We start from the raw sequence: 15,832 nt of genomic DNA on the forward strand, positions 1-15,832 counted from the left end.
CGGCGGCCTCAGGCAGCCACGCGCATCAGCGCATGCAGCGCCGGTAAACACCGCGCTGCAATGCCGAGTGACATCGCATACGCACGCGGCGCATCGTGCGGCGTGATTACCACCGCCAGCGGCGCATGCTGCGGATGCAGCCACGGCTCCAGCTCCTGGCCGGCGTCGGCATGCAGCTCGATGTACGGCGTGGGCAAGGCATCTACTGCCGCACGCAAGGCCGTCGCACACGTCCGCTCGTGCAGCGGCAGATCGCCGGAATCCAGCAGCACCAGTTCCACATCGGAATCGCCACCGGCTGCCTGCAGCCCGGCGATCAAGCTCGCAAGGTCAGCACACGCCAGCGTGCGCAGGTCACGCCCGGCACACAGCGGCAGCGGCGCCACCGGTATCGCATCGGACTGCGGGCCACGCAAAATCAGGATACACATCGTCTTCGACTCAACGCACCACGGTGCGGGAGTGCCAAAGTAGGCCTGCCGGGCATAAAGGCGCTATTTGCGCCGAGGCCACAGACCATAAAAAAGGCGTAAGCGGCCAGGTAGGTAGGCGACAGACGCGCGACGATCAGTGTCGTGGGAACAGTCAACTACCCGTCATCACATATGCAGCGCGATGAGATCCATCGCGCCGCATATGTGGTCGGCAGAACACAGCGCGCAGCAGGCGCTCGCCTACTTCTCACGCCGCCAATTGATCGATCCCTTGGTCTCCACCGTGCTGGATTCGGCTTCCACATCGAAGCCGCGGCTGAGCAGGTATTTGAGCGTGAGCACCGAGCCGCTGCCGACCATCGAGACGCCGTAGCCGACGTAGAGTTTGGGCGAGAGGTACTTGCCGAAGCCCACGACCGAGCCGACGGTGCTGGATTCGCTCACGCCGGCTTCGTCCAGGCCGAGCTTGGCGCCGATCTGCGAGGCGATCAGGCTGCTGCCGGCCGAGAGCGCGGCCGAGGCGGCGCTGACCTGCTGGGTTTCATCGCTGCTGGCGGTGGACAGGCCGCGGCCGAGCACCAGGTACGACAGCGCTTCGGATTGCGACATTGCCGGCTCCGACCACACATCCGCACGCGGCGATTCGGCGCGTCCGCTGACGTCGATGCCGGCGGTGACGTCGCCGATCTTGCGTTCGGCGCGCAGGCTCACGCGCGGGTCGGAGACGATGTTGTTGTTCCAGGTCAGCTGGCCGCGGCTGATGGTCAGATCCTGGCCATAAGCCTTGTAGCGGCCGCGCACGTCCAGCCCGCCATTGGCGGTCATTTCGCGGCCCGGGCGCGCGCGGATCTGCATCTGCCCGCTTAGCCCGCCTTTCAGGCCGAAACCGCTCATGTTGACCTTGTCGCCGAGCACGATGGCCAGGTCCATATCCAACGGCGAGGCGGGTGCGGCTTCCGGGTCCACCGGGTCCAGCACCACCACGTCTTCGGACACCGAGGTGCCGCGGTCGAGCCGTTCCAGATCGATGTCGGCCTCGGGCACGGTGACCTTGCCGCGCAGCTGCATGGTGGTGTCGACGATGCCGAACTGCATGTCCGGGTTGGCGACGATGCGCAACTCGCTGGTGTTGTAGGCCAGCACGTTTTCACCGCGGATATTGAGCAGCAGCGGCGTACTGGTGCCGAACCACGACAGCCCGCCATCGATGTTGAGCGTGCCGTCACCGGACTTGGCCGAGGCGGTGATCTTGGCCGAGCCATCCGGCAGCGCGTCGAAGCGGCCCTTGCCTTCGCTCAGGGTCAGGCCCATCGACGGGTATTCGGCGGTGAAATCGCTCAAGGTCGCATCGCCGCCGAGCAGCGGTTTGTCGCGCGTGCCGCGCAGGCTCACGTGGCCTTCGACCAGCCCCTTGGGCCGCACCACATCGGCCACCACCAGCTCCAGCCAATACAGCCGCGACATGTTGAGATACAGCTCGCCGTTGAGCGGCGCATACGCATCCCAGCCGGTGTTGAACTTGGCATCCACAAAGCCATTGCCCTGGAAGCCCACGCCGAGCTTGCCCTGGATCTGTTGCGGGGTGAAATCGGCCTGCACGCTGAACTGGTCGTAGCGCAGCAACTCGCCACGATTGGGATTGCCGGCCACCGCCGCGTAGCGGTTCTCGCCCAGGCGCACGCCGCCTTCTGGCGAAGCGATGCGGAACGAGCCTTCCCAGGCATTGCCGCGTGGCTTGAAGCTGCCGTCCAGGCTGAGGTCACCGCGTAGATAGATCTGCCGGCCTTCCTGCTTGGGCAGCCACGGCTGCACCAGCGACAGCGGCAACGCGCCGCCATGCACCACCATGCCCTCGCGCGGCCAGTTGGCGCTGGCGCACAGCGCACCGCCGGTGGCTGCGCCGAGGCAGGTGTCCGACAGAGTGAAGGCAGCGCCCTCGGTGCTGAACTGCGCCGGCTGGCGCAGCGCCCAAGCATCGCCCTTGGCCGGCACGATGCGCAGCGTGCTCACCTGCCCCTGCCAGCGCGCGCCGTTGCGGCGCACGTCGCCCTGCAGCGCGACGCTGGCCATGCTGTTGGCGATGTCCGCATCCAGCCGCAGCGCTTCCACCGCACCGCGTGCCTGCACGCGCACGCTATCCAGCACCACGCCCGCTTCGATGGCGGTGCCCTGCAAGGCCAACTGCCCGTCGCTGCCGCTCCATGGCAGGCGCCCGCGCAGGCTCACGCTCTGCGCGCTGTAGTCGTTCCAGCGCAGGCCAGTGCCGGCCAGGTCGGCGGTGACAGTCGGCGCGTCGCGGCGGCCGTTGACCTGCAACTGCCCACGCACGGTGCCGGTGGCGCCGGGTAACAGGTCGTCCAGCTGCAGCGGCTGTAATTGCGCGGCGATGTCGAGCTGGTCGCCCACGGTGCCCTTGGCGTCGATGCGGCTGCTGCCCAGTGCCAGCTGCAGCTGACCTTCGCCCTGCGTGCCGCGCAAGGCGAACTTGCCATTGGCCGACAGCGCGCGTTGGCGCAACTGCCCGGTCAGGGTTGGGATGTCGGCGGTGGCCTCGTAGCCCGGCGAGACGCCCCCGGCCGGTGCCGGCAACTGGCGGCCCTTGGAGGCGACCTGGCCGGACAGATTGCCGTTCCAGCCCGGCACGAAATAGCCCGGGTCGAACTTGGCCAGCTGCGCGGTGAGGTCCCACTGCAGTGCGGGCGCCCAGGCCACCTCGCCGGTGAGATCCAGCGAACCGCCCGGGGTCTTGGCCTGCACCTGCTTGAGCTGGGCACGCTGGTCGTTGCCGCGGCTGTCGAACACCAGTTCGGCCTGCTGGCCATCGCGCTGCACGGTGGCCCGCCCGATGGCGGCCCAGGCCTTGAGCGTCCCGGCCAGGCCCAGGCGCGCGTCGGTGAGTTCCACCGGCACCGCCGGCGCATCCGGAGTGGCGGGGTCCGCAGCTGGCGTGAAGCGCAGGCCGCTGGCATTGACCGAAAACCGGAAGCTGGCGTTGTCGGCATCTCGGAAATCGGCGCTGCCGCGTAGCTGGGTGCGGCCTTCGAACGCATCGATGATCAACGGCTCCACCGTGAGCACCTGGTCTTGCAGGCTCACGTGCGAGGGCTGCAAGGTGGCACTCAACTCGCCTTGTTTGACGCTGCCACGCAAGTCGGCCTTGCCGCCCTTGCCCGAGGCCTGCAGGTCCAGCGCGATGGGCGTGGCCGGCGGGGTCTCCTGCCCGGCGGGCGCCGGTATCAGCAGCGAGGTATCCAGAGCCTCGGTCACCGCATTGAAGGCCCAGGTCGGGTCGTCGCGGCCGGTGAACACCAGGCTGGCGCGTAGCGGCGCCGGCGCACGCCCGGCGATCGCCACTTCCATCTTGTCCAGGTCACCGCGTGCCACCAGGCCCAGGCTGGCCGGCGTGCGCCCACGTGCGGCCGGCAACACCGCGGTGGCGGTGAGGTCGGCGCGGTACTCGTCACTGGGCACGTAATCGCCGTTGAGGCGGAAGTCGCCCATGTCGGTATCGACCACCAGATTGCGCGTGCGTAATTCGCCGGTGGCCACTTCCAGGCCGCCCTGTACGCGGTGCAGGGTGATCATTGGCTGTTGCAGCTGGGTGATACGCAGGTTGTCCACGCCGATGTGGTCGGCCTGGATCGCCAGCGGCACATTGATCTGCGGCAGCGACTCCGGCCAGCTCGGCAGGGTGAAGGGCTCGTCGCTCTTGCCCAGGTTCAACGTGGCATTGCTGACCTGCACCGCGTCCAGTTGCAGCTTGCGGCCCAGCAGCGGGCGCAGGTCGGGTTCCAGGTACACGCGCTCGGCGGTGAAGTGGATGTCCTGATACCTGAAGTCGACATTGCGCAGGGTCAGCGGGCCGGCCACCGGGCCTTCGACGCTGCCGTAGGTGAAGCTGGCACCCACCGGCAGGCGCGCGGTGACCTGGGCCAGCAACACATCGCGCCCGGCCACGGTCTGCAGCAACCAGTACAACGCGATCAATGCCAGCAGGCCCAGGCCGAGCACGGTCAGGCCGGAACCCACCCAGAACCGGCGGCGCCGGTAGAAGCGCGGGCGCGGCGCGGGGCTGGTGGGGGGCGTTGTTGTATTCACAGGTTCGCCCCGATGTCGATGTAGAGCTGGAACTGCGAATCGGGGTCGTTCAAGCCGTGCGCAATATCCACCCGCACTGGCCCCACCGGCGAGCGCCAACGCAAGCCGAAGCCAATGCCGGTGCGCCAGTCCGGGGTGTCATCGAAGGCACTGCCGCTATCGACGAACACCGCCCCGCCCCACGGCCCGCCCTTGAGGTAATGCTCGTATTCGGCGCTGGCGGTGACCACGTTCTTGGCACCCAGCGCGAATTCGTCCGGCTTGGGCGTGCGCGGGCCCACTTCGCGGAATGCATAGCCGCGGATGCTGTTTGGGCCACCGGCAAAGAACCGCAGGCTCGGCGGCATCGCCACCAGATCGCTGGTCCAGGTGGTGCCACCTTCGCCACGCAGGATCACCCGCCCATTGTCGCCGGCGCCCAGGAACCACCGTAGCTGGCCGTAGAGCTGACCGAAATTGGTGTCCGACCCGGCGCCCTCGGCGCCGCCGCGGATGAACATCTGCCCGGACACGCCGCTGCGCGGGAACAGCCGGTCATCGACGTTGACGTAGTTGGCCTGCAGCTGCGGATAGATCAGCGTGGAGGTCTCGTACACGGCATCGGTGAAATCGCTGCCACTGCTGAAACGCCAACGCTCGCGCAAGGCGTTGATCGAGGCGATCGCACTCCAGCGCTCGTTGATCTGGCCACTGCGGCTGCCGGTGAGTTTGACGTTGCGCAGGTCGATGTATTCGGTCTGCTCGTCGTACAGGCGCGCCGAGGCGGTGTACCAACCATCCAGCCAGCGGAACGCCGGCACCCGGTAGCTGGTGGTCAGGCTCTTGCGGTTCTGCGCGTAGTCCAGCTGCGTGTCCATCTTGTGGCCGCGCGAATTGACATAGCGCCGCTCCACGCCCCCGCGCACACCGGCGCCGCTCTCGCTGCCATAGCTCAGACCGGAGGTATACACGGTGCGCTTGGCGCGGGTGAGTTTGACGTCCACCGGCACCCGGCCCTGGTCATCGGCTTCCTCCGGCTTGGGCTGGATGTCGATGGTGCTGAAGTAATCGAGCTTGGTCAGTGACTCGCGCAGCCGATCCAGCTTGCCTTCGTGGTAGTAGCTGCCCTCGTCCCAATACACCAGCGGCTCGAACAGCCCCGGGCGGAAATAATCGTAGTCAAAGCGCACGGTGCCCATGTCGTAGCGGCGGCCGCTGTCCCAGTTCAGATCGATGTCGGCGGCATGCTCGGCACGCGTCACCGCCACCCGGCGCTGGGTGAAGTCGGCATCGAAATAGCCGCGTTCGGCCAGGCGGCGGGTGATGCGCACCTTGCTGGCTTCGTACTGTGGATGGCTGAAGACCTGCCCTTCGCGCGGCTCGAACTGCTTGAGGTCCTGGCCCAGATAGCGGTCTTGCTCGGCCCAGCCGGTGATCGAAATATGAGACTGCCGCACCCGCACCGGCTCGCCACGGTTCACCGTGATCACCACGGTCAGGCGCTCGCCGTCGCGCGGCGCGGCGATGTCGATGGTGGGCGAGTAATAACCAAACGGCTCCAGTGCCTCGCGCGTCTGCCGCTCCGCCTGCGCCAGCAGGTACTCCAGCCGCGACTCACCCTGCTCCTTGCCGACGGCCTCATACAGCGACAAGGACACCTCGATGTTCTCGATCATCTCGGCGTCGTCGTCGCCGTCCAACCCCTTGATCTCGATCTTGTCGATGGTTCCGCGGGCAAAGGCAGAACCGGCCAGGATGCACAAGAGCAGAAAAACGGGACGAACCCGGAGAATGAATCGCATCGGCGCAGGATACCGGGAGGACCGCGAGGGTCTGTTAATGGGGCGTCTAGGCGTCGAGAGTGCCATGCCGTGTGTCATATAGGCATGCACATCATGGACATACATGCACAGGTCTTCGCATGGAAGGCGGTCGGGGCGTCTCACCCGGTGCGGCAAATGCCGGGTTTCGGGGTGTTCCGGGCCTGCTGTGTTGGGCGCAAGCGCTGCTGTGGCGTGCAGGCATGCGGCATCTGCAGCGGGAATGGCACAGCAGCCTCGTGGCAGCGGCTACCGATGAACCAGTCAGCATTCGCCAGCCCTGTCCGGCACGCGATAGTTGCAGCGCCATCGCGCGCGGTTCGCATCAGCTGGACAGATGCTCGATGGCGGCCACGCTGCCCAGGCGGTCGCCGAGCTTCTTCAGCAGGGCCAGGCGATTGGCGCGCAGCTGCGGGTCGTCGGCATTGACCATCACGCCGTCGAAGAATGCATCCACCTGGGGGCGCAGGCGCGCCAGGCGGGCGAGCACGGCGACGTAGTCGTGGCGGTGCAGCGCATCGCCGGTATCGCCGATGGCCGCCTCCACTGCTTCGGCCAGGGCTTCTTCGGCCGGTTCGCGCAGCAGCGTGGTGTCAATGTCGCCGGGGATTTCGCCTTCGACCTTGCGCAGGATGTTGCGGATGCGCTTGTTGGCTGCAGCCAGCGCTTCGGCCTCAGGCAAGGTGGCGAAGATGCCGATGGCGTCGATGCGGCGGTCGAAGTCGTAGAGGGATGCAGGCTTCAACTCGGCAACGGCATTGAAGTGCGTGGCCGCGACACCCTTGTCGGCGTAGTAGCCCTTCAGGCGGTCGAGGATGAAGTCGTAGAGATCCGCCCGTACCGTCTCTGTGTTGCGGTCGGCATGCGGTTTCACTGCATCCGGCAACGACGCCAGGCCCACATCAATCAGCTTCGGCAGATCCAAATCAAATCCAGACTCAATCACCGTCCGCGCCAACCCCAACGCATTGCGCCGCAACGCAAACGGATCCTTGTTACCCGTCGGCTTCAATCCAGCCGCAAAGCCACCCGCCAACGTATCCAGCCGCTCGGCAATCGCCAGCACCTTGCCCAGCGGCGAGAGTGCGATGTCATCGCCGGCAAAACGCGGCTGGTAGGCCTCGTCGATCGCCAGCGAAATTTCGCTCGGCTCACCGGCAGCCTTGGCGTAATGCCGGCCGGCGATACCCTGCAGTTCCGGGAATTCGTTGACCATGCGCGACTGCAGGTCGTTCTTGGCCAATTCCGCGGCGCGACGCGCCTGCACCGGATCGGCACCTACTTGCGGCGCAATTGCTTCCGCAAGCGCGGCCACACGCGCAACCTTGTCGGCCACCGTGCCCAGCTTGGCCTGATACGTGACGCTGGCCAGGCCCGCGCCCATCGCTTCCAGCCCCTGCTTGAGGTCTTCGTCAAAGAAGAACTTGGCATCGGCAAACCGCGGACGGATCACGCGCTCGTAGCCCTTGGCCACTTCGGCGACATCCTTGGAGACGATATTGGCAATCCCGATGAACTGCTCGGTCAACTTGCCGCCGTCGTCCAGCACCGGGAAGAATTTCTGGTTGATCTCCATCGTCTCGATCAGCGCTTCCTGCGGCACCGCCAGGAACGCGCGCTCGAAACTGCACAACACCGCCGACGGCCATTCGACCAGGTTGACCACCTGCTCCAGATTGTCGTCGCTGATGCGTGCGCTGCCGCCGGCCTGCCTGGCGGCCGCATCGACTTCTTCGACAATGCGCGCACGGCGTGCGTCCGCATCCACCAGCACGTGCGCGGCGCGCAGCGCGTCGATGTAATCGCCCGGCGCCGCCAGCGCGATGTCGCCGTCATGCATGAACCGATGGCCGCGGGTGATGCGGTCGCCACGCACGCCCAGCAGCTCGGCCGGGATTACCGTATCGCCGAACAACAGCACCAGCCATTGCACCGGCCGCGCGAACGCGTATTCGTGCGCGCCCCAGCGCATCGGCTTGGGGATCGGCATGGCGGCAATTGCTTCGCGCAGGATCTCCGGCAGCAGTGCGGCGGCCTGTGCGCCTGGCGTCACCGCACGGTGCACGAAGCGCTCGCCCTTGGCGTCACTGGTGCGCTCCAGCGCGGTCCAGTCGATCCCGGCCTTGGCCGCAAAACCGGCCAGCGCCCTGGTCGGCTTGCCTTCGGCATCGAGCGCGATGTTGAGATACGGGCCCAGCACTTCGGAGCGTTGCTCGGGCTGCTCGGTGGCCACGCCGGGCAGCAGCACCGCCAGGCGCCGCGGTGTGGACAGCGGCTTGGCATCGCCACGGGTGACGGCGACGCCGCGCTTTTCCAGCCCGGCCAGTACGCCGTCGAAGAAGGCCTGCGCCAGGCCCGGCAGCGCCTTGACCGGCAGCTCTTCGGTGCCCAGTTCGATCAGCAGGGGAAGTTGTTCGCTCATAAGACGTGGACCTTGACGTGTTCCCTTCTCCCGTCGGGAGAAGGTGCCCCGAAGGGGCGGATGAGGGTACGGGCGAAGCTTTGCGGAGTTTGGATGCACGAGGGCTACGCCCCGTACCCTCACCCCAACCCCTCTTCCGGTGGGAGAGGGCTTGCTGGTCCATTCTCCCATCGGGAGAAGGTGCCCAAAGGGCGGATGAGGGTACGGGCGAAGCTCTGTGGAGTTTGGGTGCACGAGGGCTACGCCTCGGACACTCACCCCAACCCCTCTCCCGGTGGGAGAGGGGCTTTGAGTTACTTCTTCACGCCGGGAAAGCCCAGCTTCTCGCGTTGTGCGTAATACGCCTGCGCCACGCCCTGCGCCAATGCACGCACCCGCAGGATGTAGCGCTGGCGCTCGGTCACGCTGATCGCACGGCGCGCATCCAGCAGATTGAAGGCGTGGCTGGCCTTGGTGACCTGCTCGTACGCAGGCAGCGGCAGGCCCACCTCCACCAGATGCTTGGCTTCGGCCTCGCAGGCGTCGAAGCGGTGGAACAGCTCTTCCACATTGGCATGCTCGAAGTTGTAGGCGCTCTGCTCCACTTCGTTCTGGTGGTACACATCGCCATAAGTCACCGGGGTGCCGTCCGGGCCGTAGGTCCACACCAGGTCGTAGACGTTGTCGCAGCTCTGCAGGTACATGCACAGCCGTTCCAGCCCGTAGGTGATCTCGCCGAGCACCGGCTTGCACTCCAGCCCGCCAGCCTGCTGGAAGTAGGTGAACTGGGTCACCTCCATGCCGTTGAGCCAGACTTCCCAGCCCAGGCCCCAGGCGCCCAGCGTCGGCGATTCCCAGTTGTCTTCGACAAAGCGCAGGTCGTGCACCAGCGGGTCGATGCCCAGCGCCTTGAGCGAACCCAGGTACAGGTCCTGGATGTTGTCCGGGTTGGGCTTCATCGCCACCTGGTACTGGTAGTAGCGCTGCAGCCGGTTGGGGTTTTCGCCGTAGCGGCCATCGGTGGGACGGCGCGAGGGCTGCACGTAGGCCGCATTCCACGGCTCCGGTCCCAGCGCGCGCAGGAAGGTGGCCGGATGGAACGTGCCCGCGCCCACTTCCAGGTCCAGTGGCTGGATCAGCACACAGCCCTGTTCGGCCCAGTACTGGTTGAGGGTCTGGATCAGGCCCTGGAAAGTGATTGGAACGCGCCGGGAATCGGACATGCAGCAAAGGCCGTGCGGAAGGGGTGCGCTAGTATACCGGCCGACCCGCAGCGCTTTGCCGCGGGAGCACCGCCGCAGGGGACTACAGCAGATGGAACAGCGGCGCCCGGCCGATCCCAGCACCTCCGCACCGCTGCCGCGCGGACGCCTGATGTTCGATCCGGTGGCCGCCGCGCTGCTGGCCGATGGCATGGTGGTGCCGCACGAACACGAGCGCGTGCAGTTCTCCGCTGCCGGCGTGCGCAACGCCAGCGAAGTGCATCCGCTGGTGCTGCTGGCCAACCTCAAGCTGCACGCCGCGCAGCCGCCGGCCGGTGAATTGGGCCTGGAGCGGCTGACCGAATGGCTGGCCACCCGCACCGGGCTGCGCTACCTGCGCATCGACCCCACCCGCATCGACGTGGCCGCGGTCACCGGCGTGGTCTCGCATGCGTATGCACGCCGCCACCGCATCCTGCCGCTGGCACTGGACGCCGAGCGCGTGCTGGTGGCCACCAGCGAGCCGCTGGCGCTGGACTGGCTGGCCGACGTGCAGCACCTCAGCCGCCGGCGCATCGAGCTGGCGCTGATCAACCCGCTGGATCTGCACCGCTACACGATGGAGTTCTTCGGCGTCACCCAATCGGTGCGTGGCGCGCGTGGCGATGCGCGCAGTGCCGAACCCGGCTCGGGCCTGCCCAGCTTCGAACAGCTGGTGGAACTGGGCCGCGCCGGCGACGTCAACGCCGACGACCACCACATCGTGCATATCGTCGACTGGCTGCTGCAGTACGCCTACGAACAACGGGCCAGCGACATCCATCTGGAACCGCGCCGCGAAGCCGGGCGCATGCGTTTTCGCATCGACGGCGTGCTGCACAAGGTGCTGGAAGTGCCGCCCACGGTGATGACTGCGGTGGTCAGCCGGATCAAGGTGCTCGGGCGCATGGACCTGGCCGAACGCCGCCGCCCGCAGGATGGCCGCATCAAGACCCGGTCGCCGGGCGGGCGCGAAGTGGAAATGCGTCTGTCCACGATGCCCACCGCGTTCGGCGAGAAGTGCGTGATGCGTATCTTCGACCCGGATTCGGCATTCAAGAGCATCGAACAACTCGGCTTCAGCGCCGAAGAAGCCGCCGGCTGGAGCGCGCTGGTGGAGCGCCCGCATGGCATCGTGCTGGTCACCGGCCCGACCGGCTCGGGCAAGACCACCACGCTGTATTCCACGCTCAAGCGCCTGGCCACGCCGGATGTGAATGTCTGCAGCGTGGAAGACCCGATCGAAATGATCGCCCCCGAATTCAACCAGATGCAGGTCCAGCAGAACATCGACCTGGATTTCGCCAGCGGCGTGCGCACGCTGCTGCGGCAGGACCCGGACATCATCATGATCGGCGAAATCCGCGACCTGGAAACCGCGCAGATGGCGGTGCAGGCCTCGCTCACCGGGCATCTGGTGCTGTCCACCCTGCACACCAACGATGCCGCTTCGGCGATCACCCGCCTGCTCGATCTGGGCGTGCCGCACTACCTGGTCGCCTCCACGCTCAACGGCGTGCTCGCTCAGCGCCTGGTGCGCACGTTGTGCGTGCATTGCAAGCGCCCGCACACGCTCAGCGAGGCGGATTGGGCGGCCATCCAGGAACCGGGCGAAGCCTTGCCGGAGGTGCTCACCGTGCACGCGCCGGTCGGCTGCCTGGAATGCCGCCGCACCGGTTACCTGGGCCGCGTGGGCCTGTACGAACTGCTGCCGGTGACCCCACGCTTGCGTAGCCTGATCCGCGCCGACACCGACCTGGCCAGTTTCAGCCAGGCCGCCCGCGGCGACGGGCTACGCACCCTGCGCCGCACCGGCCTGGAAAAGGTCGCCGCCGGGCTGACCACGGTGGAAGAGGTGTTGTCGGTGTTGCCACCTCGGGAATAGCGGATTGCCGGGGTTTGCACCGTTAACGGCGCAGGCAACCCTCACCCCAACCCCTCTCCCGGCGGGAGAGGGGCCTCGATCGCGCCCCGGCCCGCGTTTGCGACGTGGGCGCCCGAAGGCACGCGCGCCAGTGGCGCGCAAGCCGAGCCCTCTCGCCCGGGCGGTAGAGGGGCTCGCTCCGTTCTCACACCGTTGCTCCCTTCTCCCAGCGGGAGAAGGTGCCCGAAGGGCGGATGAGGGTACGTCAGCACGCACATGTCGCCATCGGCGGGGGAATTCTCACCATTGACCAAGTCCACGGCACGGCCGAGGACGGCCGGATCAGTGGCGCGGCGATCACTGCACAATCAAGTCGGGGACCAACGTGACCACAAACCATCTCAACCATCACTGCTCTTCCCTGCACAGCGCGCGTAGCCAGCCCCCCGCCTAGCCCGGTCTCCAAACCTCATACATAGCCATCCGGCATAACCTTAGCTACATGCGTTGGCACGCCAGTTGAAAAAACCCGGCCGCTGCTGCCTACAATCGGACCCATCCATCGCTGCCGGGTGTTTCGTCCGCATGTCCGCCTTGCCGTTCCTGATCATCGAAACCGGCCACCCTGTGTCGGGGATGAAACAGTACGGGCGATTTCCGCATTGGATCCGCGTGGCGGCCGGGCTGGCCGAGCGTGAGACGGTGGTCATCGATGTCGCCAACGGCGACCGCCTGCCCGACCGCCGCGGCTTTGCCGGCACCTTGATCAGCGGCTCGGCCGCGTTCGTCACCGATCGCGCCGACTGGAGCGAGCGCAGCGCCGAGTGGCTGCGCGATGCCGCCCACGCCGGCATGCCCTTGCTAGGCATCTGCTATGGCCACCAGTTGATCGCACACGCGCTTGGCGGGCAGGTCGACTACAACCCGGCCGGGCGCGAATCCGGCACCATCGCCCTGGAACTGCACCCGCCCGCGCACGAAGACCCCTTGTTCGCCGGGCTTCCGCCGCAGTTCCCGGCGCATGCCACCCATTTGCAGACCGTGCTGCGTGCGCCCGACGGCGCGGTGGTACTGGCGCGCTCGCCGCAGGATCAGTGCCACGCGTTCCGCTGGGGCCAGTCCACCTGGGGCGTGCAGTTCCACCCCGAATTCGCCACCCACCATATGCGCGGCTATGTGCGCGCGCGGGCGGACTGCATCGCCCGCCACGGCCGCTGCGCCCGCACCGTGGCCAGCGAGGTCAGCGCCGCACCGATGGCGCGCAAGCTGCTGCGGCGCTTCGTCCACCACGCACGTGGCTTGCAAACTGTGGCCGGCCATCCCGCCGCGCACACGCAAAAGCAGCGATAATCCCCATTCGCCGGGTGGTCCGGTGCGTATCGATCCGGAATGGGAATGAGCGAAATCCGCAAGGTGCCGGCATCTGCCGGCGCAGAATGGCTGTTGACCGGGTTCTCCCTGCTGAAGCGGGCGCCGCTGGCGCTGGGCACGCTGGGGGTGATCTGGAGTGTGGCCGCCACCCTGGTGGTGTCGCTGTCGGTGCTGGTGCCGTTGCTGGGCCCGGCGCTGCAATTCCTGATGGTGCTGGCCGGCCCGTTGTTCATGGGCGGCCTGCTGTGGGCGGTGCGCGAAGTGGACGAAGGCCGCGTTGCCCGGCCCGGGCACCTGTTGCACGGCCTGCAGGACGGCCGCGCGCCGCATTTGCTGGTCTCGCTGCTGCCGCAGTTGCTGGCCGGCCTGGTCCTGGGCGTGCTGCTGCTGGTGATGATCGGCCCGAGCGGGCTGCAGCAGCTGTCCGAGGTGATGGTCAAGATCAACGAGATCAGCCAGTCCGGCGCGCAACCGGACCCGGTGCAGATCGAGCAACTGGCCGCCAGCTTGCCGGCCGGCCGCATCCTGCTGTGGTTGCTGCTGATGGTGGCGACCTTCGCCGCGCTGACGCTGGCCCTGTTCGTGATGCCGCCGCAGGTGATGTTCGACCGCAGCACCGGCGGCCATGCGTTGCGCGAAAGCCTGCGGGCCAGCCTGCACAACCTGCCGGCGATGCTGGTGTTCTTCGTGCTGGCCTTCATCGCCATCTTCGCGATCTATTTCGCGGTGATGATCGTGGCGCTGATCGTCGGCCTGGTGGCCGGCCAGACCGTGGCGATGTGGCTGGCCCAGCTGCTGCTGATGGCCGTGCTGATGCCGGTCTTCGCCGGCTCGGTATACGCGGCCTGGAAGCAGATGTTCACCCACGAAGGCGCCGTCGCCCGCCCGCCGCCGCCCTCGCGCCCGGACGTGTTTGCTGCCTGATACCGCAGCAGCCGTAGGAGCGCGCTTGCGCGCGATGAAGCGCTACCGGTAAGGCCTCATCGCGCACAAGTGCGCTCCTACCAGAAGCCATTCTGGCGAGCGCGGAGGCTAGCTTCTCTCGACGCCGAAGATTCCCGCCAAAGCCCTTCGCGCCCGGGTGCGCTCCTACGAAGCCGCATCTGCCAGCGCTCTCTCGTCGCGCGTATGGCCGTTGCTTTGGGCGGCTATGGCACGCCCTAGAACCAGATCATGCCTTCACGTCTACTTTTGGATGAGCCGAGCCTGGTAGGAGCGCGCTTGCGCGCGATGCGGCTCTACCGGTAAGGCCTCGTCGCGCACGAGTGCGCTCCTGCAAGCAGCCGTCCTGCGGCGCGCTCTAGCTTGCCTTCGGCGCCACGGCACGTGAGGCGATGATGCCAAGTTCGTAGAGCAGGCACATCGGGATGGCGAGCATCAGCTGCGAGACCACGTCCGGGGGGGTGAGCACGGCGGCCAGGACGAAGATGCCGACGATGGCGTAGCCGCGGCCTTCGCTCAGTTGCTTGGGGCTGACCCAGCCCATCAACACCAGGATCACCAGCGCCACCGGCAACTCGAAACTCGCGCCGAAGGCGAAGAAGATCGCCAGCACGAAGTCCAGGTAGGAATTGGCGTCCGGCGTAATGGCGATGACGTCCGGCTTGAAGGTCGTCAGGAAGTGGAACACCGCCGGCAGCACCAGGAAGTACGCAAACGCACAGCCGATGTAGAACAGCGCCACCGCCGAGGCCAGCAACGGGAAGGCCAGCTTCTTTTCGCGCTGGTACAGGCCCGGCGCCACGAACGCCCAGGCCTGGTACAACAGCCACGGCACGCTGAAGAACACCGCCACGAAAAAGGTCAGCTTGAGCGGGGCGAAGAACGCGCCGGCCGGGTTCATCGCGATCATCGTCTGCCCCAGCGGCAGCTGCGAGATCAGCGGGGCGGCGAGCCACGAGTAAATGGTGCGCGAGAACGGCAGCAACGCGATCAGCACCACACCCAGACCGATCAGCGCGCGGACCAGCCGGCTGCGCAATTCGACCAGATGCTCGATCAGACTGCTTTCGGCCTGTGCGTCGTCGAACAGGCTCACGGCGTCTTCTCCTGGGGACTGGTGCTGCTGGCGGTCGCCGACGCGGTGGGAGCATGCGTCGTGACTTGGGTGGAGGTCAGGCTGCCGTGCGGTGCCGGCACCAAGGTCTGCTTGGGCGCTGGCGCCATCGGTTGTGCCTGGGCGACCACCGGCGCAGGCGCTGGAACAGGGGTGTGCGGCTGCGCGCTGCCCGGCTCCAGCACCACCGGTGCATCGGCCTGAAGCTCGAGCGGTGCGGCAAGCGGCGTGGCGCTGGTGCGGATGTCGATATCGCGGCCGACCTCATCGTGGAGTTCGCGTGCCTGGTCATGCAGGCCGCGGGCGCCGTCTTCGACCTGTTGCTGCGTATTGCGCAGCTGGCCTTCGGCTTCGCGCAGCGAGGCCTGCACATCCTGCAGGCTGCGCTTGAGCTCTTCGGCTTCGAGCTCGCGTTCGAGTTCCTGCTTGACCGAATCCCACTGCATGCGCGCGCGGCGCACCCACAACCCGGCAAATCGCGCGGCCTTGGGCAGGCGCTCGGGACCGAGCACCACCAGGGCAACCACCGCGATCAGCGCCAGCTCGCTAAACCCAATATCGAACACGG

10 protein-coding genes are annotated in these 15,832 nt (G+C 67.0%); 3 read left to right on the forward strand and 7 right to left on the reverse strand.

All coding sequences use genetic code 11. From position 1 onward, the window contains the following. Positions 1-8 precede the first annotated feature (8 nt). The 5 genes from XCC_RS21165 to glyQ form a co-directional block, all read right to left on the reverse strand. Entirely contained in the window at positions 9-431 is a 423-nt protein-coding gene (locus XCC_RS21165; RefSeq protein WP_011039152.1) for a hypothetical protein, read from the reverse strand. 243 nt (positions 432-674) lie between these two features. After that, positions 675-4,532 (reverse strand): translocation/assembly module TamB domain-containing protein, encoded by a 3,858-nt coding sequence (locus XCC_RS21170; protein WP_011039153.1) that lies wholly within the window; start codon positions 4,530-4,532, stop codon positions 675-677. After that, positions 4,529-6,313 carry an autotransporter assembly complex protein TamA gene (locus XCC_RS21175; protein ID WP_228442219.1) on the reverse strand — a complete coding sequence of 595 codons (1,785 nt, stop codon included), beginning with the start codon at positions 6,311-6,313 and terminating at the stop codon, positions 4,529-4,531. Before XCC_RS21175 ends, XCC_RS21170 begins: the two co-directional genes overlap by 4 nt. 343 nt (positions 6,314-6,656) lie before the next feature. Next, positions 6,657-8,753 carry a glycine--tRNA ligase subunit beta gene (gene glyS, locus XCC_RS21180; RefSeq protein WP_011039155.1) on the reverse strand — a complete coding sequence of 699 codons (2,097 nt, stop codon included), beginning with the start codon at positions 8,751-8,753 and terminating at the stop codon, positions 6,657-6,659. Positions 8,754-9,046: 293 nt separating this feature from the next. After that, positions 9,047-9,955, reverse strand: coding sequence for a glycine--tRNA ligase subunit alpha (glyQ, locus tag XCC_RS21185; RefSeq protein ID WP_011039156.1), 909 nt, complete (start codon positions 9,953-9,955; stop codon positions 9,047-9,049). A gap of 91 nt (positions 9,956-10,046) precedes the next feature. Here glyQ and XCC_RS21190 point away from each other — a divergent pair, with 91 nt between their 5' ends. The 3 genes from XCC_RS21190 to XCC_RS21200 all read left to right on the forward strand — a co-directional run bounded on the left by XCC_RS21190 (position 10,047) and on the right by XCC_RS21200 (position 14,132). Beyond that, on the forward strand, positions 10,047-11,858 hold the full coding sequence (locus XCC_RS21190; RefSeq protein WP_011039157.1) for a GspE/PulE family protein: 1,812 nt from the start codon (positions 10,047-10,049) through the stop codon (positions 11,856-11,858). Positions 11,859-12,422: 564 nt separating this feature from the next. Beyond that, a complete protein-coding gene (locus XCC_RS21195; protein ID WP_011039158.1) occupies positions 12,423-13,187 on the forward strand; it encodes a glutamine amidotransferase in 765 nt (254 codons plus the stop codon). 45 nt (positions 13,188-13,232) lie between these two features. Beyond that, positions 13,233-14,132 (forward strand): BPSS1780 family membrane protein, encoded by a 900-nt coding sequence (locus XCC_RS21200; protein WP_011039159.1) that lies wholly within the window; start codon positions 13,233-13,235, stop codon positions 14,130-14,132. 376 nt (positions 14,133-14,508) lie between these two features. Here XCC_RS21200 and tatC read toward each other — a convergent pair whose 3' ends face one another. After that, a complete protein-coding gene (gene tatC / locus XCC_RS21205; RefSeq protein ID WP_011039160.1) occupies positions 14,509-15,246 on the reverse strand; it encodes a twin-arginine translocase subunit TatC in 738 nt (245 codons plus the stop codon). Further along, positions 15,243-15,830, reverse strand: coding sequence for a Sec-independent protein translocase protein TatB (gene tatB / locus XCC_RS21210; protein ID WP_011039161.1), 588 nt, complete (start codon positions 15,828-15,830; stop codon positions 15,243-15,245). Before tatB ends, tatC begins: the two co-directional genes overlap by 4 nt. Positions 15,831-15,832: the final 2 nt, after the last annotated feature.

Source organism: Xanthomonas campestris pv. campestris str. ATCC 33913 (genome assembly GCF_000007145.1).
GTDB classification, from domain to species: Bacteria; Pseudomonadota; Gammaproteobacteria; order Xanthomonadales; family Xanthomonadaceae; genus Xanthomonas; species Xanthomonas campestris.

Coding starts and splice junctions, on each gene's coding strand:
- XCC_RS21165 (WP_011039152.1), bottom strand. CDS start 431: ATGTGTATCCTGATTTTGCGTGGCCCGCAGTCCGATGCGATACCGGTG.
- XCC_RS21175 (WP_228442219.1), bottom strand. CDS start 6,313: ATGCGATTCATTCTCCGGGTTCGTCCCGTTTTTCTGCTCTTGTGCATC.
- glyS (WP_011039155.1), bottom strand. CDS start 8,753: ATGAGCGAACAACTTCCCCTGCTGATCGAACTGGGCACCGAAGAGCTG.
- glyQ (WP_011039156.1), bottom strand. CDS start 9,955: ATGTCCGATTCCCGGCGCGTTCCAATCACTTTCCAGGGCCTGATCCAG.
- XCC_RS21190 (WP_011039157.1), top strand. CDS start 10,047: ATGGAACAGCGGCGCCCGGCCGATCCCAGCACCTCCGCACCGCTGCCG.
- XCC_RS21195 (WP_011039158.1), top strand. CDS start 12,423: ATGTCCGCCTTGCCGTTCCTGATCATCGAAACCGGCCACCCTGTGTCG.
- XCC_RS21200 (WP_011039159.1), top strand. CDS start 13,233: ATGAGCGAAATCCGCAAGGTGCCGGCATCTGCCGGCGCAGAATGGCTG.